The 24,588-nt window shown below is 27.1% G+C and carries 19 protein-coding genes; all 19 read right to left on the reverse strand.

The genetic code is table 11. The features are described 5' to 3' along the window. Positions 1-244: 244 nt before the first annotated feature. On the reverse strand, positions 245-2,131 hold the full coding sequence (locus R4K56_RS10910; RefSeq protein ID WP_335786910.1) for a methyl-accepting chemotaxis protein: 1,887 nt from the start codon (positions 2,129-2,131) through the stop codon (positions 245-247). 544 nt (positions 2,132-2,675) lie between these two features. After that, complete coding sequence (locus R4K56_RS10915) at positions 2,676-3,014, reverse strand: hypothetical protein (protein WP_335760208.1); 339 nt, start codon at positions 3,012-3,014, stop codon at positions 2,676-2,678. Between the two features lie 670 nt (positions 3,015-3,684). Further along, entirely contained in the window at positions 3,685-3,948 is a 264-nt protein-coding gene (locus tag R4K56_RS10920; RefSeq protein WP_335771943.1) for an endonuclease, read from the reverse strand. Between the two features lie 6 nt (positions 3,949-3,954). Continuing rightward, positions 3,955-4,398 (reverse strand): hypothetical protein, encoded by a 444-nt coding sequence (locus R4K56_RS10925; RefSeq protein ID WP_335771944.1) that lies wholly within the window; start codon positions 4,396-4,398, stop codon positions 3,955-3,957. 11 nt (positions 4,399-4,409) lie between these two features. Then, positions 4,410-5,003: a glycoside hydrolase family 19 protein gene (locus tag R4K56_RS10930; protein ID WP_335771945.1), complete on the reverse strand. Its 594-nt coding sequence runs from the start codon at positions 5,001-5,003 to the stop codon at positions 4,410-4,412. A gap of 225 nt (positions 5,004-5,228) precedes the next feature. Continuing rightward, on the reverse strand, positions 5,229-5,759 hold the full coding sequence (locus R4K56_RS10935) for a phage tail protein (RefSeq protein WP_335760234.1): 531 nt from the start codon (positions 5,757-5,759) through the stop codon (positions 5,229-5,231). Positions 5,760-5,770: 11 nt separating this feature from the next. Then, complete coding sequence (locus R4K56_RS10940; RefSeq protein WP_335771946.1) at positions 5,771-8,401, reverse strand: phage tail protein; 2,631 nt, start codon at positions 8,399-8,401, stop codon at positions 5,771-5,773. 23 nt (positions 8,402-8,424) lie between these two features. Continuing rightward, on the reverse strand, positions 8,425-9,474 hold the full coding sequence (locus R4K56_RS10945) for a hypothetical protein (RefSeq protein WP_335771947.1): 1,050 nt from the start codon (positions 9,472-9,474) through the stop codon (positions 8,425-8,427). Positions 9,475-9,569: 95 nt separating this feature from the next. Then, the gene (locus tag R4K56_RS10950) at positions 9,570-11,168 is read right to left on the reverse strand and encodes a hypothetical protein (RefSeq protein ID WP_335771948.1); all 1,599 of its coding nucleotides are present in this window, start codon (positions 11,166-11,168) and stop codon (positions 9,570-9,572) included. After that, positions 11,168-11,962 (reverse strand): hypothetical protein, encoded by a 795-nt coding sequence (locus R4K56_RS10955; RefSeq protein ID WP_335760245.1) that lies wholly within the window; start codon positions 11,960-11,962, stop codon positions 11,168-11,170. The genes R4K56_RS10950 and R4K56_RS10955 overlap by 1 nt, the downstream gene beginning before the upstream one ends. Positions 11,963-12,433: 471 nt before the next feature. Beyond that, on the reverse strand, positions 12,434-14,644 hold the full coding sequence (locus tag R4K56_RS10960) for a methyl-accepting chemotaxis protein (RefSeq protein ID WP_335771949.1): 2,211 nt from the start codon (positions 14,642-14,644) through the stop codon (positions 12,434-12,436). A gap of 245 nt (positions 14,645-14,889) precedes the next feature. Beyond that, complete coding sequence (locus R4K56_RS10965; protein WP_335757584.1) at positions 14,890-16,050, reverse strand: iron-containing alcohol dehydrogenase; 1,161 nt, start codon at positions 16,048-16,050, stop codon at positions 14,890-14,892. 177 nt (positions 16,051-16,227) lie between these two features. After that, the gene (locus tag R4K56_RS10970; protein WP_335771950.1) at positions 16,228-17,631 is read right to left on the reverse strand and encodes an ankyrin repeat domain-containing protein; all 1,404 of its coding nucleotides are present in this window, start codon (positions 17,629-17,631) and stop codon (positions 16,228-16,230) included. After that, positions 17,628-19,070, reverse strand: coding sequence for an ankyrin repeat domain-containing protein (locus R4K56_RS10975; protein ID WP_335771951.1), 1,443 nt, complete (start codon positions 19,068-19,070; stop codon positions 17,628-17,630). The genes R4K56_RS10970 and R4K56_RS10975 overlap by 4 nt, the downstream gene beginning before the upstream one ends. A 115-nt stretch (positions 19,071-19,185) precedes the next feature. Continuing rightward, a complete protein-coding gene (locus R4K56_RS10980) occupies positions 19,186-19,821 on the reverse strand; it encodes a hypothetical protein (protein ID WP_335760249.1) in 636 nt (211 codons plus the stop codon). Between the two features lie 14 nt (positions 19,822-19,835). Then, positions 19,836-20,816: a hypothetical protein gene (locus tag R4K56_RS10985; RefSeq protein ID WP_335771952.1), complete on the reverse strand. Its 981-nt coding sequence runs from the start codon at positions 20,814-20,816 to the stop codon at positions 19,836-19,838. A 326-nt stretch (positions 20,817-21,142) separates the two neighbouring features. After that, the gene (locus tag R4K56_RS10990; protein ID WP_335771953.1) at positions 21,143-22,312 is read right to left on the reverse strand and encodes an iron-containing alcohol dehydrogenase; all 1,170 of its coding nucleotides are present in this window, start codon (positions 22,310-22,312) and stop codon (positions 21,143-21,145) included. 455 nt (positions 22,313-22,767) lie between these two features. Continuing rightward, positions 22,768-23,226, reverse strand: a complete 459-nt coding sequence (locus R4K56_RS10995; RefSeq protein ID WP_335760252.1) for a PTS sugar transporter subunit IIA — start codon at positions 23,224-23,226, stop codon at positions 22,768-22,770. Positions 23,227-23,282: 56 nt separating this feature from the next. Continuing rightward, the gene (locus R4K56_RS11000) at positions 23,283-24,203 is read right to left on the reverse strand and encodes an energy transducer TonB (protein ID WP_335771954.1); all 921 of its coding nucleotides are present in this window, start codon (positions 24,201-24,203) and stop codon (positions 23,283-23,285) included. Positions 24,204-24,588 lie beyond the last annotated feature (385 nt).

The following is a 24,588-nucleotide window of genomic DNA, read 5'->3' on the forward strand; positions in this document are numbered from 1 at the left end:
CTGATGTCTGATGTCTGATGTCTGATGTCTGATGTCTGATGTCTGATGTCTGATGTCTGATGTCTGATGTCTATTATAAATTTCATATATTATCTGATGTCTATTATAAATTTCATATATTATATGATAGCATAGTATTAAACTGCAGTCAATATAAAAAATAAAATATTTTTAATAACTTTATGCTGTAATTATATTAATACTTATAAATAAATAGTCAATAGCAAATATATAAAAATAATTTTTATTTAACTCTAAAGAAAGACATAAGGTCTTCTAAATGTTTAGCCTGATCAAGCAAAGATTTTGAAGCTGCTGTAGATTCTTCTACTAAAGCAGCATTTTGCTGAGTTATACTATCCATTTTTGTTACAGCAACATTAACTTGATCAACTCCTGCTTCCTGTTCTATAGCTGTCTGACTTATATCATTCATAATCTTAGAAGTTTCTTCTATTTTCATCTCTATATTATTAAAAATATCTTGAGAGTGTCTAGCCATTTCGGCTGATTTATTGATCTTCTCATAAATATCATCTATAAGAGTAGTAATATCTTTAGCTGATGATTGTGAGTTCTGTGCCAAATTTCTTACTTCGCTTGCTACAACTGCGAAACCTCTGCCCTGATCGCCTGCTCTGGCTGCCTCTACTGAAGCATTCAAAGCTAATATATTAGTTTGGAATGCTATATTTTCTATTACTTTAGTGATGTCTTTTATCTTAGCACTAGATTCATAAACTTCTTCTATCATTTTTGTAGTATTAGCAATAACAACACCGCCTTCTTCAACCGCATTTTTGGAATCTATCATAACTTTATTGCCATCAACTGAATTTTGTGCTGATGATTTTATTGTAGATGCCATCTCTTCCATAGAACTGGCTGTTTCTTCCAAACTTGAAGCCTGATATTCTGTTCTTTGTGCTAAATCTTCACTTCCTTTATAAAGTTCATTAGCAGCATTAGCTATTTCATTAGAAGCCTCTAATACATTGGTTATAACTTCAACTATTTTCTCCCTCATAAGCATAAATGAATGAGACAACTCCCCTATCTCATCTTTTCTATCTCTAACAGAAGAATGTAATACGAAATTACCTTCTGACATATCATGAGCTTCCTGAACTATAAATTTCATAGGTCTGATTGTACCTCTTACATAGAATACCATTACTATAGTTGATATAGTTATACCTAAAACACCTATAATAATACCTAATAAAATCATCTTTCTTCCTGCTGCATACAATAAACTATCAGTTGTTCTTTCAACCATTACCCATTTTGTAGTTGATAATTTTTTGAAAAATGCTGATATGCCTTCTCCATTTCTAACATAAGAAAGTAATCCAGAATTTTCATTATCAGGTATTACAAGTGAATCTGTTGCTTTTGAAAATAATCTAGTTTTATCATTATGATAAACTATCTCATTATAATCATTAATTACAAATAAAGTTTTATCTGCAGAAAATTGATCTTTGGAATCTTTTAAACTTTCATCTATAATTTTACCCCAATTCACATAAGCTATAAAAGCACCTATTACATTATTATTAAGATCTTTTACACTTTGCAAAACAGGGAGTATTATATCATTACCTTCCTTATATATACTATAAGATAATGTTGTTCTATAATTTTGATTAACAAAAGCTCCCCATAATCTGCTATATTTTACAGATATATCTGTACCTGTAAGCTCCTTACTTCCGTCATAAGACTCTATAACTTTTCCATCTAAACCTAACATAAATAAGTCTATTATATAGTCATTATTATCAAATAATACAGTCATTGTTCTAATAGCTCTGTCCTGTACCGCCTCACTTCTTGTAGACATATATTCTCTAATAGTAGGTATATTGGCATAAGACTCTATAAGTATGGATTGATAAGATAGTATGCTATCTATTAAGGAAGAATATCCATTAACAGATGTTTCAAACCCTGATGCCGTTACAGTATTTAATTCTCTAGTTGCTAAAGTAATTGAAGCTGTTACAAGTGTTACAGATAAAATGATTATTATAATAGTAACTATTAAAGGGAGTTTTACCATTATACTATTCATCTTACTGACTTTAAATGTGGATATACTAATATCCGATAATTTTAATTTCTTCATAAGAAAATAACCCCATCATATATATTTGACATATTTTACATAAAAATGAATGATATGTCAATATTATTGTTACTTATTGTTCTTATTATTACATATTCTTTACATTAAGTTTAATTTTTTTTTGAAAAATTACTTCCTAACTGAACATTATACCAATTTTGCCATTCTGTAATTTTCATTAAAGAACGCTTATATTCATTCATTAAATCTTTTTCTGTATATATAATATTGGGTTTATATGTTTTCGGTGGAGTAGTTAGAGGAATAGTTACATATTTTATAGTAGAGCAACTAGAAAAAAATAATATAAATAACAATAATAAATACTTCATACTTTTTTTATAATAACTTTATTAAATATTATAAAAATAATAAATGCCGCAAATAAAATAACATAAACTATACATTTCATAATATTAAAATTTACAAAAATTATATCTAATATTAATCCCAAAAAGGACATAATAACATACATAATAATTATAATTTTATAGTTTTTTATCTTATCCCAAATTTTTAATAATAAATCTTTAATCATATATTGTCACTCCTTTAAACTTTTATAATAATTACTAATAATGCTGTTAAAAGCATTTATAGTTTCATCGCTTAATTTTTTATATTTAATTTTTTTTATGGCTTTATCACTATTTGAAAAATTTTCTAATATCATATCTTGCTTCTCTTTAAAAATAATTTCTTTTTGAAGCAATATATTATTAGACTGTAATTGTACTATTTTAGTATTAAGATTATTTATCTCTTTAGTTTTTGAATTCAATTTAACATTTAGAAAAGAAATATATGACAAAATAGAAATTAGTATTAAAGCTATATAAAAATATTTTGACTTAATTATCTTTAATATTATTACTTGTATCATTTTGCTTATTATTAAACACTCAATAATGAATTATCGAGGCGGATTTTCTCGCTTATTTTATTTATACCTTTTAAAATTTTCAAAAAACTATATTATTGCTATACTCGAAAAATCCTATAAGCTCCTCGATAATAAATTATCGAGGCGGATTTTCTCGCTTATTTTATTTATACCTTTTAAGATTTTTAAAAAGCTATATTATTGCTATACTCGAAAAATCCTATAAGCTCCTCGATAATAAATTATCGAGGCGGATTTTTCCCGCTTGTTTTATTTACACCTTTTAAGATTTTTAAAAAGCTATATTATTGCTATACTCGAAAAATCCTATAAGCTCCTCGATAATAAATTATCGAGGCGGATTTTTCTCGCTTGTTTTATTTATACATTTTAAAATTTTCAAAAAACTATATTATTGCTATACTCAAAAAATCCTATAAGCTCCTCGATAATAAATTATCGAGGCGGATTTTTCTCGATTGTTTTATTTATACCTTTTAAAATTTTTAAAAAGCTATATTATTGCTATACTCGAAAAATCCTGTAAGCTCCTCGATAATAAATTATCGAGGCGGATTTTTCTCGCTTATTTTATTTATACCTTTTAAGATTTTCAAAAAGCTATATTATTGCTATACTCAAAAAATCCTATAAGCTCCTCGATAATAAATTATCGAGGCGGATTTTTCTCGATTGTTTTATTTACACCTTTTAAGATTTTTAAAAAGCCTCTTAGGTCAGAACCAAAACTTACAGCATTAAGACCAAGAAGAATTATAACAACTGCTATTGATTCTTCTTTAGTTACTATTCTGCCTCTACAAATAAGATTAACAAATACCCAAATACAGCCAAGTAAAAAACTTATTATACTTGTATATATAGAAAGTTTTTTATTAGCATTATGTTTGTCTGCAAAATTAAATATACTCATTTTTATTTATCCTATAAACTTATTTGTAAAAAAATATAAAGCAGTTATAATAGTTCCTAATGCAGTTATAGTACCTGCAATGGTAATTAGTATCTTCATATATTTTAATATTTTAGAACCTGTAAGACTGTCATTTAAATTCTTCTTGATATCTTTTATATCTTCAATAATTCTTCTCTGTTCTTCTTTAGTTTCATATAATAATTTCTGACCTTCTATATTAGAATCTTTTACTAATATTTCTAATTTTTCAAGCCTATGATCTATTTTAAGCATGTCTGATGTTATATTATCTAAATAAGTTTCATGTGATTTTAGTTGTTCTTTTATATCATTCATAGTCTTTATAAATCCATCTCCATTTAAAGTACCATCTTCATTAATACCTATTTGATGTTCTACTCTGCTAAGCCTTTTATCTATAATTGCACTTGTATTCATTCTTGGCATTATAGTCTCCTTTAATTATTTAATATAGTTAGTATTTTATTGAACCTTTTCTGTCTGTCATCAAGTCCGTTGTAACCGCCGTTTATTAATTTAGTTACAGTTTTAACATCTCCCATTTTGGCAAACATTCCGCAGCCTTTTTCCTTCCAAAAGAGTAAAGCTATTTCCATTGCCGCATTAGATTCTTTTGCTAAATCTGGATTATTCACTAAATCAATATTAATTTTCTTTCCGTAATATTCATAATTATTTTTTCCAGTAAGCTGAATTATTCCTCTGCCTCTGTATTTATAGCCTTCATCTTGAGCATTTCCTAAACGTCCGCCGTAAACAAAATCAGCTATTTCCTTAGCTCCTTGTAAGCATAATTTTTTAGCATTTTCCAAAGTACCAACTCTCTTTTTGAATACTTCAAATAAACGTTCGGGTCTGTAATTAAAACTTTCTTCAAGTCTTTTATAATCATTGCTTTCATGTGTGGTTTGTGCTAAGAACATTGCTTGTTCATTAATGTCAGTAATACAATATTTTATAAAAGCATTATTTATAGTCCCTAACCATTCCTCATCGATTCCTATTTTCTCTAATTGTTCTTTTGTTATCATATTATTGCTATGCTCAAACTCGCATATAAATAGCTAGCAACTGAAGTTACTAGCTGGCTCGTTTTCGCTTTACTCCTTTATTGCTATACTCAAACTCGCATATAAATAGCTAGCAACTGAAGTTACTAGCTGGCTCGTTTTCGCTTTTCTCCTTTATTGCTATGCTCACCTCCGCTAACATTATATGCCAACTAAAGTTGTAATATGCTTCGGCTCACTTCCTCCTTAACTTTGTTTTGGATATTGTGTTTTAATTTTTTCTACTTCTTTATTGATTGAGTCAAGAATTAATTTTTCTTCTTCTGTCAAATTATCTATGTTGCCATTAAAAAAAGAACGAGTAAGCTCTAAAACTTGCTTATCAGTTTTATTTTTATATTCTTGTTCTCTTTTTTCATTTTGGATTTCATTATATTGTTCTTGAGTTATAAGTCCATCATTTAATTTTTCTTCTAACGTTTTTTCTACTATTTCATTATTTACAACTTTTTTATTTCTATCCAACACTAATATATTATCATTAATCAATACTTCATTATCTTTTAATATTATCAAACCTTTTTCAATAGCTTCTTTATTTGATAAAACCACATCATCAACTACACGATTTAAATTTAAACCTTTGAAATGATAATCTTTTTTTAATTCTATTCTATAAGTACTTTTATATTCTTCCTGCTTTTTTATTTTTTCTATATCATCAGTATTATACATTTCTAATATGATATTATTTTCATCTATTAATATATATTCCATAATTAAATCCTTTATAATATTTTACTATCAGTTGTTTTTGTATATTTGAAATATAATTCTGAAGTAGTGACATCAAGAAGATAAAAATAAAGATTTTTATTTTGTTCCATAAACCAAGCTACTCTCCTTCCTCCTCCAGGTTCATTGTATACATTACTTGAATACAACCATCTAACTCCGTCCCAAACTTTAAAAAAAGCACCTAATATATACTCAATATTCCATGATGAAAAACTTGCTATTAATACTTCACGAGTACCTGAAAAAGTCCTATTGCCAAACGCTCTATAATATACAGGTTTCCCATTAAATAATTCTGTTGGGTGTTTATATTCATTGCCATTTGGGATTAAATTGAATATAGAACCATTAATTTTATTATTTAATGCTTGTAACCCTTGCTGAACATTAGAAGCACTTAATCCGCTTATAGTATCCATTTTTATATTTACAGCTTTCAAATTATTAATTTTGTTTAATAATTCAATATCTTTTTGATTTAAAGCCTCACCTAATTGCTGAACATTAGCAACTGTAGAGTAAATTGAATCAAGTGTAAAATTTTTATCCGGAGTAAGATCGAAAGTAATTGTTTCTCCTACTTGTATATAACTGTCATCTTGATATTGTAAAAATAAAAGATACAAAGGTTTTTCATTACCAGCATTATTATTTTTATATATAAAAAATTTTAAAGGTTTTTTGCTGCTTGAAGTTATGCCTGTTGTGTTTCTATATTCATCTGAACTTGTACCTAAATTAAAATAATTTTCTATAATAGGACTGTAAAATCCAATAACAAGCCCTGCTCCTTCTTTTAAAGTATATGAACCTCTTAATTTTATTACACTTTCATTTTGTACTAATTTAAAATTATATAAATCTATCCTTGATTGTGAAGCCATAAAGCCATCACTGCAAGAAAATATATTAATATCCTGATTTCTTAATACTCTGTTTTTTATATTAAGCCTTATATTGTAAGTACCTTGTGTTATAGGTGTTGATTTTATTCCTATTATAAAATACGGATTGTTTATTGTATTAAATCCCAAAACTAATGTTAAATCACCGCTTATATTAGATATACTGCATTCATCAGTTTCCAAATTATATGCAACTTCATTATCTATATTAACAAACTCAAAGAATTGTGAGAATATAGAATATATTTGAAAAATATTAGAATTACTATCTATACTTTTTATAAAAAATTGTATGGCTCCTATTTGATTTGATACTTCATAATTATCTAAATTACAAACTAATCTATAACTGCTGTCTTCTTGTTTTTGAATAAATGCATTATAATCTTCAACACCATTTGTTAAAACTAAATTAATAGTATCAGCTATAGGAGTTTTAAATTTTGGAAAATCATATTTTGATAAATATTCTAAATTGGTTTTGCTGTTATTAAAATTTATATCTATGGCATCATTAGAACCTGTACCTCCGCCAGAATTTAACAAAGTACATTTAACTATATCAGTATCCCAATTTGAAGCAATAAAATCTTCATTAACTTTATATATTTTTTTATCTATAATTATAAAATCATTTATAAAATAAGTACTTCCTTCGGTATATTCTTTATTGATTCCGCCATTAACATATATTCTATTATTAACTATATTTATATTATTTCCGGATATTAAATTATTCTGTTTTTTTGCTTGTAGTTTTTCTATTGCTTTCTGAGTTGTATTAGTATTATCTCCGAAAATAGAAACACTATCATCATAAAAAGTATTAGATGCTTTATTAAAATAATCTATTTTGTTTTGTATATTGCCCCAAACAGGATTTTCTATATCTTCAAGAACTATATAAGAAATATTATCTTTTATAATTATTTGATTTTTATATATTTTTCTTATACCATCAAACCAAATAATTATATTATCTAAAGGCTTTAATAAACCGCTTAAATTAGTTAATACTCCGTCTTTATTTTCATATCTGAAATCTTTCTGTACTATTAAAAAATCATTATTATATTCTATTAATTCATTTGCTTTATAGTCAGTATCTAATTCTAATTTTTTAAAAGGGGTTAAAAGATTACAATTAGTTTTTAAATAATAATCTGTATCATCGCTTGTAAACTCTTTAAAAACTCTATAAAGATAGCCGTTATTTTTTACAATGTCATTAACTTTATAATCTGCACCTTCATAATAATTTATGATTGGATAATTTGTATCAAGACTATTTAATTTTTCAGCTATCTCATCAAACATAAATGATGAAAAAGTACTGCTGTAAGTTGTGATTGTGAATTTAAAATTTTTATTTAAATCACTTGGCGGAAAAAATATTATACTTTTAAAATCAAGTTCATTTTTTATTAAATATATTTCATTGTCTTTTATTTCTACAGTTTGTAAATCTTTTAACTCATCAAGCAAAATAGGATAAACTTTTATATCATCGATTAAGAACTCCATTTCTTCTACTGCACCATCAATACCATAACCTATATCAGCACAAAAAAGCCTCTGACCAGATAAAACTTTTACTTGTTTATTATTAGTATTAAGTTCTAATTCTCCGCTTCTTTTTAATAATTCAAAAGTATTTTCACTTATTTTATATTGAAAAGGAGCTTGTATATTATTCTCATTAAGTTTATTAATCATCATAAAATCCTTAATTAAATTATCTATCCATAATACTCTACAGAAGCATAGCCGTCACAACCATCTTTTCCATCAAAATTAGCATTAGTAGGATAACTTCCTTTTTTACCTTTTGCCCCAACTTTTATTTTAATAACTTTATTCCCTCTCATCATTTCTCTTGTAATTTCTACAACAGCTCCAGAGCCTGATCCGCCTCCAGCAGAAAACACTCCATTTAAAGAACCATCGCCGCCTTTTCCTAAATTATCAGAAATTAAATTATTGATAATTTTTCCTCCTTTAGCATCTACAGTTTTATAGCTTCCAACTTTTCCATTACTTCCAATTAAAAAAATACCTTTCCCAGTTGCTATTCCGCATTGTGCCTCATAAAAAGTAAAACCATTTCTTTGAGCTATTTTTCCGCCTGAACAATTAGTTATTATCTCATCTCCAATAATTATTTGGGAATCACCTCCATTGGTAGGGTCAATTCCTGCTTGCTGACCAACTCCCCAAAATCCTCCGGCTCCTGCTGAAAAAATTGTTACAGTAACGCTATTAATATAAGGATTAGATGGAAACTCAAATTCATAATCACCTGCTTTATCATAAATTATTTTTTTTTTACCTTGAGAAGTTCCAATTAATGAAAATATATAATTTAATACTCCGCTTGTTATAGAAGTAGTTATATAACGCCCATTTACTATTCTTAATTTCTTACCTGCATAAACTTTATTTAAAAAATAAGTTCCTCTAAGCCCGTCTTTATTGAACCAAAATGCTTCATTTTCTTTTGGTAAATATTTATCATTACCAAGCTCTCCGATTATATTATTTAAATCTGCTATTTTTGTAGTTCCGTTTGCATCATAAATAGCTAAAATACTGTCATTTAAAAATGATAATGAAGTAGTTAAAAGCCCTGTACTTACTGCCACATATCCTGCATTAATAAAAGGTTCTGAAGTTGGTATTTCAAAATCTAAGTTTTCTACCGCCTGTAAAGCATTCTCATCTGTAAATGGATTATATGTATTGGCAAGTCCAAAATAATTTAATATAGTTCCCTTTTCATTAGAAATCATTATTAACCTCTAAAATATTATTTTTTATTATGAATATTGATTTTTATAAATGAATTATGATTTTTGATAAGATTTGAAATTTTTCATATATAAAATTAATAATCGCTATAACTTAAAAGTTTTTCAAGATTCTTTCTTCTCTCTTCCTGACTGTATAAATAATTTGTAAGATTAACATTCATTTTGGCAAGTTCTAAATCTATATTCAAAGCATTATTTTCAAATTTATAATCAATAGTACGTACATTCATATTTACAATTCTTGAGCCGATATCAAAGAAGCAAATAAATTTTTCATATAATATATTGCCTCTCTCTGAAGTTATTATAATATCCCTTTTATCATATCCAGCAACATCAAAAACTCCGAAACCATTTGAACAATATTTTCTTTGAACATTCTCTCTATCTTCTACTTGAAATACTGCTGATATCTTGTCTCCTTTTGAATCAGCACTTCCATCTGAAAAGAATATTACTATTTTTGTAATGTTATAACTTTGATTGCAAATTTCTTTATAATACCTATCAATATCAACTAATGCCACAGATTGCTGCTGTTTATAATTAGGATATTTTCTATTTTCAATTTCACTGTCTACATCTATAATATCAGATGAATATAAATTATTTAATCTGCTTTCTATAATAGTAAAATCATTAAAATCTATAATCTGATAAAAATTATTTGTAGGCTTTAATATACACTCTATACATTCATTTATATTTAAATCTTTTTTGTTTTTGTTTAAACTTTTTATTTTTACAGTTTCTTTCTTTACCTGATTAGTTAAAAACTGATAGGCAAATTGATATGCTAAATCATAAGTATTTAATTTATACTCAAGTTCAAATATTTCAGTTTTTATACCTATTTCTTTTTCCAAAGGTATTTGAGGATAAAGTTTATCTGCCCCAACTATTTTAGGAAGTGTTCTGTATACTTCTTTTTCATTTCCTTCATCATCTGTAATAGTATCTTTCATCTTTATAATATAACGGCTTACTAAATCGCCTGCATCTTCTTCATACTCACTTTCTGAAAAATCATTATTATGCCAATTTAATTTTTGAGCAGGTATTTCTGAAAACTCTTTAAAATAGAAATTATTATCAAAATCAACTCCCCAGCACCAAGAACCTGAAAGACTTTCCTCAACCTCATCAAGTATATCTGAAATATTTTTTCCGCTGAAAGACATTGTGATTTGTTTATCATTATTAAGAGTTATATTTTTCCTCTCAAATATAATACCCATTTCTTCAATTTTCTCTTGTAATGATAAAACTATATCCAAAGCTCCTTTAGTAGATTCTAATATTAAATCGCCTTGTATATATTGATGAAGAAGTCTGCCCCATACTGGAATAATAGTTAAATTAAGACCGGCATCATCTATACTTTCAACATAACCTGCAAATCTTTTTTTACCATTCAGAAAATATTCTACTCTATCATTAATATTGAAATAATTTAAAGGTATATTAAATCCTACTTTGCTTGTATCTCCGCCTCTTTTATTAATTTTAAACTCATAATAGGAATATGTATTATATGCATTCTCTGCGTATATATTATCATTTATCTTTATATAATTTCCTGAATCTTCAAAATTCACATAAGGTACTGGAGGAAGTTTATATATTTTATTTCTTAAAAAATGATATGGCAATCTTGATTTAATATTATCCATTATATTAAAATACCTCTTTTATATCTTATAGAAGCTTTTAAACAAGTTTGATTAGTTTCTAAATAAAATACATTGTTTCCTACATTTAATTCCGGCTGTATTCCTGTGTAATTATATGCAACCCCATTAATATTCAAATGCTCCCCATCAAAATCAATATTATAAACTCCGTTTCTTAATTCTTGCTTACATTGTATTCCAAAGTTCTGTCTATTAGCAAATAGGAATTCTAATTTTCCGCCTACAACTATAAACTCCAAATTAAATGAAACAGGAACTGGTACTAAACTTAATGATTTATAATTAATATCTTGTTTATTATCTTCTGTAATGGGAAGTTCGTATTCTTCTTCTTTTTGTCTTAAAAATACTTTATCTAATGCCTCAAGTGAAATATCCACAACACCCAAATTATTTATATACTTGATATTATATCCGCCAACTGATTTTATAATATATTCTGCCTCATAAATTTCATCTTCAAATATAGCTCTTATAAAATATCTTTTAATATTACTTGATAGAATCATACTTGTATATTTTGTATATTGTTCTTCAATTTTTACCCAAGTGCCTAATTCATTTTTATATTCATAAATAGGTATTCCAATATTAAAAGACCTTCCAGATGCAATGCTTCCTATACCTGTTTTTATAGAATAAGACCTATTACTATCAACTGCTTTATAATCCGTTTTTATATCATCAGCTTTTATACTTTGTGCTGTGTTTATGATATCAAAAATTTCTTCTGAATACTTATCTCTTACAACAAATTTAAAATCAAATGACATAATAAAAACTCCTGTATATACTTATACTAATAACAAAAAATATAAGAGATTATAAGTTTATATCAGAAGCCCGCCCTATAGATTTTTTAATTTTATTTTGAATTATAATTTTATCTAACCTTAAAGCCCAATCAGAAAAAACATACCCGCCCAAAATTTTATTAAAATTAAAAATTTTCCTCACCGCACGTTGAATAAATCCTAACTTTTTTATTGAATGTTATTATAAATGCATTCTTTGTTTTTAATATTTTTTACCGTGCGTTGTGCAGACAAAAAATTTAAACAAAACTAGGGTGGGTGCTAACAAATGTTATTAAAATAATAAAGACAAAAAAGCTGAAATTTAAAATATAAATAATAAGGAATAATGGGTGGGGTGTGTAAATAGATGCAAAAATAAAAGCACCGAGTTATTAAAACCCGATGCTTTGTAATCAAAGAAAAAATTATTTAACTAAATAATTACCATTAAAAGGCAGCAAAACCATCGTCAGTCATCTCATTAGAAGTTGAAGAATAAGTAACTCCAAACTCATCATTTCTCACAGTGGTATTATCCATCTTTTGAGATTTCATAGCAGCTCTTGCTTTTTCTACTGAAGGCGGAACTTTTAATTCTTGCTTTTTGCTTTCAAAGTGTTCCTTATTAGGGTTAATTTCTTTTGCCTCAATTTTCATATCTTTTTTAGACTCCTGTATATTATTTTTTATTTTTTGATCATCTTTTTTATATTCTTTGTTTTCTTTTATTGTGTTTGTTTCTTTTATAACTTTATTCACTTTACTTTCTTTCTTTTCTTTTATAGAAGTCTTTTCTGTCAAATCTGAAGCATTTAATTTAAAGAAACTAACCGTATCTCTAAGAGCATGTGCCTGTTCAAGTAATGATTCTGAAGTATCAGCACTTTCCTGAACTAAAGCAGCATTATTCTGAGTTACCGTATCCATCTCAGCAACCGCCCTATTAACCTGATCTACACCTACTTGCTGTTCCATAGCTGTAGCACTTATGTCCTGCATTATTCTTGCAGTGTCTTCTATTTTTTGCTGAATGTCTATGAATATATCCTGTGATTGACGAGCTGTCTCTGTTGCCTTATTAATCTTTTCATTTGTGTTGTCAACTAATACGCCAATATCTTTTACTGATGTTTGAGTAGTTTGGGCTAGATTTCTTACCTCACTTGCAACAACCGCGAAACCTTTACCCTGATCTCCGGCACGTGCAGCTTCTACTGCCGCATTCAATGCTAATATATTTGTTTGGAATGCTATGTCTTCTATTATCTTTGTAATGTTTTTAATCTTTGTACTAGCCTCATAAACTGCCTCTATATTAAGAGTAGTTTCAGCAATAATTTTACCTGCATTCTCAACTGCCTCTCTTGAAGCAACCATCATATCATTACCGGAAACAGCATGTTCTGTAGATGATTTAATTGTAGAAGCCATTTCTTCCATAGAACTAGCAGTTTCTTCCAAACTAGCAGCTTGAGATTCTGTTCTTCTGGAAAGATCTGTATTGCCTTGAGATAATTCCTGTGCAGCCTTAACTATATTATTTGAAGCTTCATTAACTTCTCTAATAGTCTCAGCAAGTTTTTTACGCATACTTAAAAATGATCTTGATAATACACCTATTTCATCTTTTCTAGGTTTAATACGCCGTTTTACATTTGTTAAGTCGCCTCTCTCTATCTCCTGTGCTTCTTCAACAACTATTTCAAGAGGTTTTGTTATACTAGAAATAAATAAGTTCACAAATATTGCAAGAACTATTATTGATATAACACCTATTATTATACTTGCTATTATTAACTTGATATTCTGCTGGTATATTTCATAATCCATCATTGCTAAGGCTATTATCCAAGGTCTGCTCTTCATTTTATAATAAGCAGCTGTTCTTCTATCACCATTAACATCGTATTGTAATATACCGCTATTTGCACCTTTAAAAGCATTTTCATATATAGGATTTATCCTCATAACACCTATATTTTCATATTTTGAATCCATAATGTTATAAAGCTTATCACTTGTTATGAAAAGACCGCCAGTTTCTCCCAAATCCATATTAGAAAAATGTGTTTGGTGAAGCATATACCAATCTAAAAAAATGTAAATATAGCCTATTGTAATATTGCTTGAATCTTTAACAGCCTTTATAGCAGGCATAGCCCATTTAGATGTTATTTCAGATTGTACGAGTTCATCAGAATAAACAACATCATCTGTATTCGAATTCTTAATACTATTCCAAGCACTAGGAATATAATCTTTAAGGTTTTTACCCAAAGCGGAAGAAGATAATGAATCTAAAAATATATCTCCCTCAGAATCAGCTATACCAAAATTAATAAGATAAAGATTGTTATTTTTAAATTTATCTATAGTTTCTGATAATAATTCTTCAGTAAAATTTAAATCATTTTCTAAATATTTTACAATTGTTGGAGTTACAGAATATGTACTTATTATAGATGTTTGCAAATCAAACCAAGTATCCAAAACAGATGCATATCCAGCTATAGTGCTATTAAATCCGCTTAACTTACTATCACTTATACCTCTGCTTGCTATTTGTATAGAGGCTATCATCATTACTACTATTATTATAACCACTGTAACACATATTACAAATGGCATTCTGAATGCTAAACTATTTATTTTCTTCATAGATTTGATTACTCTCCAAAATAAATACTACCGTATATATAGTAACAATTAATTAACATTTTTGATAAATAAAATATTAAATTTAATAACTTTTTTTTTAATTTTTTTAAATTTTATAAAAAAATTTGTACTTATGTATACTATATACCTGTTGGAAGTATGAAAATAAAAGTTTATCAAATAAAAAGAGCTATGATAAAAATATTACCATAGCCCTTACTTATTATTAAAAAAATTATATTCTATTATTTGTATGATTTTTGTAATATACTCAATACTTCTTCGTCTGTGAAATTATGAGGATCGCATTCAAATAATCCTCCCATAGCAAATCTAGCATTTTTAGCTATAGTTGGTAAATCTTCTTTTTTCATACCATAATCTGAAAGTTTCAAATCATCAACTCCGCAGGCTTTTTGAAGTTCTACTAATGCATCAACAAAGTCCATAGGTTTATCAGCATCTTTTTTACCTAAAGCTCTAGCCATATTTACCATCTTTTCATCACGAACTTTAGCATTAGCTATAGATGTGTAATATTCTTTACTTATTATAATAAGACCAGCACCATGCTCAAGTTTTGGATAATAAGCACTCATAGCATGTTCAATAGAATGCTCTACTGTACAGCTAGATACACTTTCAACTATACCAGATAAAGTATTAGCCATTGCAACTTCTTCTCTAGCTTTCATATCATTACCGTTTTTAACAGCATTAGCCAAACTTTTACCTATAAGCTCTATAGCTTTTAAAGCAAATAAGTCGCTCATTTCACTAGCCATTTTATTAAGATATCCTTCTGTGCTGTGGAATAAAGCATCGAAACCTTGATAAGCTGTAAGTTTTGGAGGAACTGTTTTCATAAGTTCAGGATCTACTATAGAAAGATAAGGATAACTTTTATCATAACCAAAACCTATTTTTTCATTTCCATTAGTGATAACAGTCCAAGGGTCTGCTTCTGTTCCTGTACCTGCTGTTGTTGTTATTGCAATTACTGGTAATGGATCATTTGGTATAGGCTGACCTTTTCCAGTACCGCCGAATATATAATCCCAATAATCACCTTCATTTGTAGCCATTATAGCAATAGATTTTGAAGAGTCCATACTGCTTCCGCCGCCTATTCCTATAACGAAATCACAATTTTCTTTTTTAGCTAAAGCTGCACCTTCCATAACATGATCTTTTATAGGATTAGGAAGGATTTTGTCAAATAAAACATGATTTATATTTGCTTTATCTAATTGTTCTTCTAATCTTTTTAAATAACCGTATTTTTTTACAGATGTACCGCCTGTAACTATTAATGCTTTTTTACCTGGTAATTTTTGCTGATGAAGTTTATCTAAAGAACCGCATCCGAATATTATTTTACTAGGCATATAAAAATTAAAATTCATATTACTACCCCTTAAATGAATACAAAATATATTATGTTTACTATTATACAATTCTATAAAATTTAAATCAAATTGATGTATATAGATTTATCAAAAATTAATATTAAACACAAATAAAAAGGCTCAAACTCTTTACTAAAGAATTCAAGCCTTTAAAACTTTCACTACAAATTAATACTATCTAGCCCCTGCATCTAAAAGCATTTTTATTATTTCATCAGAATACTCATTAGTATAGCTTTTTGATTCCAAAATCTGCAAAGCTGTTTCTCTTCTATTATTTTCAACATTAGGATCAGCACCTGCTTGTAATAATAATTTTACAGCCTCAACAGAATATTCTTTTATAGGAGATGATACTATATATATTAATATAGTATTACCTTTATTTCCTCCTCTCATATCAGGATCTGCCCCATATTCTAATAAAAGTTTTAATATTTTAAACTTATCAGCATCCATTCCTCTATAAGAGCAGGAATCACCTAAATATGTTATTGGAGATATATTATATTTTGGAGAAGGATTTTTAGTTATTAAATTAGGATCTGCTTTATGTTCTAATAAATATTTAAATATTTCATAATTTCCCATAGAGTGTATCAATGGAGTATACCCTCCTTCATTAGTAATATTCACATCCATTCCAGCATCTATTAATAATTTTAATATTTCAAATCTATTTTCTTTTGCTGCAAAGTTTAAATAATCATTATTATAACTATGGTTTATCCTTATGCTTAAATCTATTCCTGAATCTATTAATATAGCAGCTCCTTCTATATTATTAGCAAGAATAGCATAAGTTAACGCAGTATAAGAATCCTTATTTACAAAGTTAATATCAGCCCCAGCAGCAATTAAGGCTTCAAGTAAATCATTATATTTAAAATATGCAGCTAACATCAATGCTGTTGAATTTGCTCGTATATAGCTTCCATTGTACTTTTTTTCTTCTCTCATTCCTGTATTAAGACCTCTTGTAATGAGAGATTTAATTTCGCTTATTCCAGTTTGTCCTTCTCTTTTCATTAGTATTCTGTCTATAGCTTCCTGTGAACCTGAACCTGGTATAACTCTTCTCGACTTTTTACTGTCTGTTACTACCTCGCTGTATTTTAAATCGCCTTTAGTTCCTGTAATCTCATTAACTATTTGAGGTACATATTGAATAACATCTTCCATATTCCTAAAAGATCTGCTGCTGCCTGTAAGATTTTCTAATGTCTCTACATTAATCATACTTACTACTAATGTATTATTTCTTCCAAGCTTGCTGATACTGCCTGCCATAACATATTGAGCATTTAAAGCCTTTCCTATCTCCGCGATAGTATTTTCATCTGTTAAACCATTTCTTTGGAAGTTTAATTCTTTCATAGCTTTTTCCATCTGACTGTTTCTAGTGAGTACTGTATATACTTTTCTTTTGCTTAATTCATTGGCAAATATTGAAGATACTGTATCTCCTTCTTCTTCATTAACACTAGAAAATGGAAGAACTGCCACTTTGATTTTCTCCTGTGAGAATAAAAAACTTGAAAATATTAATAATATTATAAATATATATCTTTTATTCATTCTTCAGCTCCTGCATCTATTAAAACTCTTACTATATCATTCTTTTTAGCAACTTTTAAAGGTTTCTTACCATATTTATCAGAATAATTTACATCTGCCCCATATTCTATTAATAATTTAACAATATCAGTATAACCTTCTTTGCAAGCCTCTATCAATGGAGTAGTTCCTCCAATAGATGTTCTAATATCAATATCTACACCAGCATCAAGAAGTAATCTAATTATAGTTAAAACATTTTTCCTGTTTCTTTCATCAACATCAGTTTTATAAGTTCTGTATCCATAAGAAGAAATAGCATAATATAATAAATCATCTTTTCTATTATGAATATTTATTTTATTCAATAAAAGCAATTTTACCATATCAGCATTTGCTTTTTTTACAGCTGTTTGCAATATTGTAGTATCTGAAAATGAAGGTATTTCATTAACATCGCATCCTTTTTCTATAAGCAGTCTAACCATCTTAATATTATCAGTACCTACAGCATTATAAAGATAAAAATCTTTTTTATGCACATCAGCACCTGCATTAATAAGCATTAAAGCACCTTCCAAATTACCAGCTAAAATTGCATAACTTAAAGCGGTATGTCCCACAACTTGCCTGCCATTATATTCACTATCTCTAGTAGGTTTTTCTTCCAAATCTATATCAGCACCAGCAGCAATTAAAGCTTCTAATATATCATTATATTTCATAGCAGCAGCCATCATTAATGGTGTTACTCCAAACATATCATTATATGTATTACCATAAGTATAAGATCCGCTTCTAAACTCTATAGGAATCCAAGTACCGCTATCTATACCATGCTCTGTTCTATATGTATTAACTCCTCTTATTACTAAAGATTCTATTTTGTCTACATGTTTTTCACCTTCTCTTTTTCTTATAACTTTTTCCAAAGCATCTTTAGCTCCTGATGTAGGTTCTATTCTTTTAGTAGTATCTCCCAATATATCAGTGTCATAAATAGTAACCCCTCTAGTACCTGTAATTTCATTAACCATTTGAGGTACATACTGAAGTACATCTTCTATATTCTTAAAAGTTTTAGTATCCCCTGTTATATTCTCCAAAGTCTCTACATTAATCATACTAACTACTAATACACTGCTTCTTCCTAATTTAGCAATCTCGCCTGTCATAACATACTGAGCGTTTAAAGCTTTTCCTATTTCTGCTATAGTGTTTTCATCTGTTAAACCATTTCTCTGAAAGTTTAATTCTTTCATTACCTTTTCCATTCTGCTGTTTCTAGTTAGTACTGTATATACTTTTCTTTTGCTTAATTCATTTGCAAATATTGAAGATATTGTATCTCCTTCTTCTTCATTAACACTGGAAAATGGAAGAACTGCTACTTTGATTTTCTCCTGTGAGAATAGTAAACTTGATAATAATAATAAAATAAATAATATATATCTTTTCATAAAAATACCGTAAAACCTCAAAAAGTTCTTTATTTTTAATTAAATTCAATGAAATAGTATAAAAAATAAGGGATAATAAAAATATATTATCCCTTATAAATGATTGATTTATAATTTATTCTTCTTCTACATATTCATAAATCATATTATCCATAGCTTCTTTTACTCTGGATTTTGTTTCTTCATTCTCACCTGATATTGCTTTTTCTACTTCATTTTGCAATATTCTGTCAATTACATTTTTATCTATTAAATAGAGAACATAGTATTCATATTCCTGCTGTCCTTTTTTAGTACCATCTTTATACTCTTTCAATATCCACCAATCATCTTCTTTTCTTAATCCAGCAATTTTTGCTTTAGATACAGATGTTGTTAATGTTTCCATAGTTCTTTGGAAATCCTCATCATTTCCATATTCAGAAGCAGCTGTATAATCAGCTATTGATTGAGATAAATATCTAGCTACTTCAGCAGAAGAATTTACTCTTTTTGCCCAGCTTTCTACAAAGTTTAAACTCTTTCCTCTTCCGCTAATTACAAAAGGCATTTTTCCAGCATAATCATTTTCTAATTGGCTAGTTCCTTTAAATAACCATTTAGGCTGTTTTGCTCTTTTTCCGCCTCTTTGATCAATTATATCATATTTGATTCTTTTTCTTTGAGCATATACGCTTTCAGATATAAATATTGCATTCAAAGCAAAAATGAATGCAAAAATAAGAAGAGATTTTGTTTTTAAGTTTTTCATTATAAACTCCTTATTTAATTTTTTAATTTTTCATCTAAAAAATCAGAAATTTGATTTGATAGATTTGCATTTATTTCTCTTACTATTTTATTCATCACAACACGCTTTGCATCTTTTTCTGAAGCACCTCCATCTTTTCCTCTAAATTTAAAAGATGCTATTCTATCACCATTATAATCAAGTAATTCCAAAATAAGTGTATAATTCAAAATATACATGCCATAGCCTGTATCATTTCCATCAAATGTGAATTTATCCTTTATAATATATGAAGGATTAGAACTTATTTTAAATCCTAATTCGCTTATAGAATGTTCTATAGCAGATTCTATATTTGGTGTTATATCTACAGATTCAATAGAAAATGTTATTTTTCGTTTTATATCTTCTAATTTAATTTTTATATTATCCATTTTGAATTCATCATCTATGGTAATATTTTTTGAATTATCTATTATTGATAATTGGGATAAGAAATTATTGTTTTTTTCAGAAAATATATATGCTATATACATAGCAGAATACTTATTTAATAAATCTTTTTCAATATAAGATTTATTTATATATGATTTAATGATATTTAAATTTTCTTTTATTTTTTTCTCTAAAAGTACAGAAGTTTCTTTTTTATTCAAAACAGCAATAGCATAATATATATCTCTTTTTTCATCATAATATTTTTCATCTATTTTTACATTAATTAAATTATGCTCTGCCTCAATTCTTGTATTATTATCTAATATTCTAGTTTCTTCAACACCAGAAGATGTTTCTATATATTTTTCATTAGCTCTGGTATCAACGGATATTTTCATGCCAAAAATATTTGCCAATGCACTATATGCACTATTTTCAGCTTCTTTTTCTGTTTTGCCATTGCCAACACCAACTTCATATATTTTTTTATTATATACATCATAAGGATTAAATATCCATTCTGGTTCTTTAGAAAATAATAAACTGCTAAACAACAATAATAATAAAATATATCTCATAAAAATTCTATTAAATATTTTAAAATTTATTAAAAATTCTATTAAAAATTTAATATAGAATTTTTAATATATCTAAATTATATATAATTAATAAAAAAAATCAATTAAAATATTAATATTTTTGTAATTTTATTTATATATAAATATTAATACTTATTTTTATTGATATATAAATATAATAATATGTAATAATATGTTTGAGATGTAAGAAGATAATTTTAATATCATTAAAATATGTATTGATATGAATAGAAAATGTATAATATAAAAAACCCCAAGTATTAATAAATAACACTTGGGGAAAAACTATGATTAGAATATATTAATTAAAAGTTAACATCGTTTCCGTAATAAGCTGCTTCTAATACTTTTTTCATATTAGCAACATCTGTTTCTCTTGGGTTAGAACCAGTACAAGGGTCAGCAACTGCATTTTTAGCTATATCGTCAGCTTTTTGTTTGAAGTGGTCTTCAGTTACGCCATTGTCTTTATAAGTTTGTTTGATGCCTAATTTAGTATTCAATTCTTTAACTTTGTTTACTAAAGCAGCTGTAAGTTCTGCATCAGTATTTCCAGAAAGTTTAAGCATTCTAGCTATATCAGCAAATCTGTCAGCACAAACTTTTGAGTTGTATTGAATAACGAAAGGAAGAAGTATAGCATTACATCTACCATGAGTAATGTGGAATTCAGCACCTGTTTTATGGGCTAAACTGTGTACTATACCAAGTAAAGCATTAGAGAAAGCCATACCAGCTAAACATTGAGCAACATGAAGTTTTGCTCTTCCTTCTTTATCGCCTTTAACTGCTTTTTCTATGTTATGAACAATCATGTCAATTGCTTTCATAGCTAAAGCATCTGTAATATCAGTTCTAAGTCCAGCAACATAAGCTTCTATAGAGTGAGTAAGTGCATCCATACCAGTATCAGCAGAAACTGTTTCAGGCATTGTCATAGGAATAGAATAATCTAAGATAGCAATGTCTGGAGTAATTTCAAAGTCTGCTAATGGGTATTTGATGTTAGTAGAATAATCAGTTATAACTGAGAAAGCAGTAACTTCTGAAGCTGTACCGCTTGTAGAAGGTATAGCTGCAAATATAGCTTTTTGTCTAAGTTTAGGCATAGTGAAAGGAGTTTTGATATCATCGAATTTTTTCTCAGGATATTCATAAAAAACCCACATAGCTTTAGCAGCGTCAAGTGCGGAACCGCCGCCTAATGCAACTATTACATCAGGTTGGAATTCTCTCATAGCTTCAGCACCTTTATAAACTGTTTCTATAGAAGGATCTGGTTCAACACTGTCAAATATTTTAACTTCTAAACCAGTATCTTTTAATATCTTTTCGCATTTATCAAGGAAGCCACCTCTTTTCATAGATGAACCGCCTGTAACGATTATAGCTTTTTTATGACCTTTTAAATTTTTTAACTCTTCCATAGCGTTATCGCCATAGTATAAATCTCTAGGAATTGTAAATCTTGACATAATTAATCTCCTAAAATATAGTTATATTGTTCTATATTATAACATTTATAAATAAGCTGTCAACATTATTATCATTAAATACACACATTTTTTAATAATTTTAATATATAAAATTATAATACAATTACTAAATATTATATAATTATAATATATTTATTTTTACTATATATTTTTATTGATACTATAATAACAAAAAATTATATATTTACATATAAACTATAAATTGAATTTTTTATATGAAAGTTTAATTTGAATTATCCCACAGTATTATTAATATTATTTTAACTGTGAAACAAATTTATAATATATTTATTAAGAATATTAAGATAATAAAAAATATATAGAAAATGATTTGTATATTTTTCATTATATAGGCAATGAAAATTAAAGTAATTATCAACTTCATATTGATAATATTTAATTAAAATAAATATTATCAATATATTATTATTAAATTAAATGTGATACATTTTTAATATTTCATCAATAGTAGAAGATATTTTTTCCTCATCTCCTACTTTTGAATTTCTTATTGTTTCTTGTAATTTTTCATCTTGAACAAGAACAGCTATTAATGTCAACACATCAATGAATTCATCATTTGCATTTAAAGGTGAAAGTATTGAATAAGCTAAATCTACACTTTCATCAGTATTATAGTTTATAGGTTTTTTTAAAGATATAAGCATAACCTTTAAATCTTTAACAGATTCAATTCTTGCATGAGGTATAGCTACCAGATCAGCTATTACAGTATTTCCTGCTTTTTCTCTGTCATAAAGTCCATTTTTAACTTCTTCAATATCATTTGATATATTTAGCTCTATTGACTTATTACAAATAAAATTAAATAATTCTTCTTTTGAAGAACATTCATTCTCCAAAAATATACAGTTTTTTTCGATAAAACTCATATTAACTCCTAAATAAAAAAATAACACTATTAAAAAACAAATATTAAAATAATTAATTAATCTCTGCTAAAGTTTTGATATATAAATTTGAATGGTATATATATCTTACCATTTTCTGCATATTCATTCCACAAACCTTGTGGAGGCGGCTTTAATTTTTTAGCATATTCAATAGCTTTTGAACATGAATTATCTAAACTTGTTTGGCCATTTGCAGATGTTTTTAAAAACTTCTCAAACTCTATATTTCCTTCCTCATCTATAGAAAGCAAAACCTCAACTTCATCTGTTCTTATAAGTCCAAGATAATGTGCCTGATTAGGTATAGTTAAATACCAAGAATCTCTTACAGAACCAACCAAAGAATAAAAATACCAAAAATATTCCTGAGCCTTCGTACCAAGCTGCATGCTTCCTGTTTCACTAGAAAATACAACTGCTCTGTCTGCACCTTCTTCAAATGATGCTGGAATTTTTGTATCACCTTTAATACCAGGATTTTTTGGTTTATATGTTTCTACATTATCTCTTGACAATTCTTTTCCCAATTCTTTTTTAGTCTGATTTTGAATTATATTATTATTAGGGTTAAGGTTTTGATTTGGTCTTCTTTCAACTATAGGACTATTGGCTCCATCACCTAAGAAAGAAAAAACTGAAGTATCTGAAAAAAATTTTGAAGGCTTAACATCTGTTTGACCTTTAGACCTCAAAGTTTTATCTGAAGCAAAAGGAGTTTCTTCCTTGCTTTCTTCCTCCTCTACATCAGGAGTTTCAACCAAAAACATATAATCATCTTTTTTTAATTTTTCTTCTGCTTCCTGTTTAGCTTTCTCATAAGCAAAAACGTCCTGCATTATAGATGTATTTATAAAGCTGAAAATAAATATATGCAGTATAAAGGATACTATAACAGAAAATATTATATCTTTTCTTTTAATAATTTTTTGTTTTAAGTTTTCAATTTTTTCTTTCATATACCATATAATTTTATAACAATTAATATATTTTACAATAGTAAATTTTTTATAAATTTATAACAAATAAAAATGAATAAAATAAAATACAAAAATATAAATTTATATTATACATTTTGTCTACACTATAGATATTTATACTATAAGATTTATTATTAACATTAATATATTGCTATAAATAAATTATAGTGTTATTTTTAATAGGTATTAAATATATTGTGATAATAATATATTTAGTTTATTTTAATAAAGAATTATAGTATAAATATTTTAATGAAATTATTTAAGTTTTCACGTGAAACAAATTTAGCATTAAAATAAGTTATAAAGAAAAGAATATATTTATAATAGAAAGATTTTAATTATTAGTTCTTTTTCCCGCCGT

The organism is Brachyspira pulli (assembly GCF_036997785.1).
GTDB classification, from domain to species: domain Bacteria; phylum Spirochaetota; class Brachyspiria; order Brachyspirales; family Brachyspiraceae; genus Brachyspira; species Brachyspira pulli.

Excerpts from the sequence above, each read along its gene's own strand:
- R4K56_RS10910 (WP_335786910.1), bottom strand. The coding sequence starts at position 2,131 with ATGAAGAAATTAAAATTATCGGATATTAGTATATCCACATTTAAAGTC.
- R4K56_RS10915 (WP_335760208.1), bottom strand. The coding sequence starts at position 3,014 with ATGATACAAGTAATAATATTAAAGATAATTAAGTCAAAATATTTTTAT.
- R4K56_RS10920 (WP_335771943.1), bottom strand. The coding sequence starts at position 3,948 with ATGAGTATATTTAATTTTGCAGACAAACATAATGCTAATAAAAAACTT.
- R4K56_RS10925 (WP_335771944.1), bottom strand. The coding sequence starts at position 4,398 with ATGCCAAGAATGAATACAAGTGCAATTATAGATAAAAGGCTTAGCAGA.
- R4K56_RS10930 (WP_335771945.1), bottom strand. The coding sequence starts at position 5,003 with ATGATAACAAAAGAACAATTAGAGAAAATAGGAATCGATGAGGAATGG.
- R4K56_RS10935 (WP_335760234.1), bottom strand. The coding sequence starts at position 5,759 with ATGGAATATATATTAATAGATGAAAATAATATCATATTAGAAATGTAT.
- R4K56_RS10940 (WP_335771946.1), bottom strand. The coding sequence starts at position 8,401 with ATGATTAATAAACTTAATGAGAATAATATACAAGCTCCTTTTCAATAT.
- R4K56_RS10945 (WP_335771947.1), bottom strand. The coding sequence starts at position 9,474 with ATGATTTCTAATGAAAAGGGAACTATATTAAATTATTTTGGACTTGCC.
- R4K56_RS10950 (WP_335771948.1), bottom strand. The coding sequence starts at position 11,168 with ATGGATAATATTAAATCAAGATTGCCATATCATTTTTTAAGAAATAAA.
- R4K56_RS10955 (WP_335760245.1), bottom strand. The coding sequence starts at position 11,962 with ATGTCATTTGATTTTAAATTTGTTGTAAGAGATAAGTATTCAGAAGAA.
- R4K56_RS10960 (WP_335771949.1), bottom strand. The coding sequence starts at position 14,644 with ATGAAGAAAATAAATAGTTTAGCATTCAGAATGCCATTTGTAATATGT.
- R4K56_RS10965 (WP_335757584.1), bottom strand. The coding sequence starts at position 16,050 with ATGAATTTTAATTTTTATATGCCTAGTAAAATAATATTCGGATGCGGT.
- R4K56_RS10970 (WP_335771950.1), bottom strand. The coding sequence starts at position 17,631 with ATGAATAAAAGATATATATTTATAATATTATTAATATTTTCAAGTTTT.
- R4K56_RS10975 (WP_335771951.1), bottom strand. The coding sequence starts at position 19,070 with ATGAAAAGATATATATTATTTATTTTATTATTATTATCAAGTTTACTA.
- R4K56_RS10980 (WP_335760249.1), bottom strand. The coding sequence starts at position 19,821 with ATGAAAAACTTAAAAACAAAATCTCTTCTTATTTTTGCATTCATTTTT.
- R4K56_RS10985 (WP_335771952.1), bottom strand. The coding sequence starts at position 20,816 with ATGAGATATATTTTATTATTATTGTTGTTTAGCAGTTTATTATTTTCT.
- R4K56_RS10990 (WP_335771953.1), bottom strand. The coding sequence starts at position 22,312 with ATGTCAAGATTTACAATTCCTAGAGATTTATACTATGGCGATAACGCT.
- R4K56_RS10995 (WP_335760252.1), bottom strand. The coding sequence starts at position 23,226 with ATGAGTTTTATCGAAAAAAACTGTATATTTTTGGAGAATGAATGTTCT.
- R4K56_RS11000 (WP_335771954.1), bottom strand. The coding sequence starts at position 24,203 with ATGAAAGAAAAAATTGAAAACTTAAAACAAAAAATTATTAAAAGAAAA.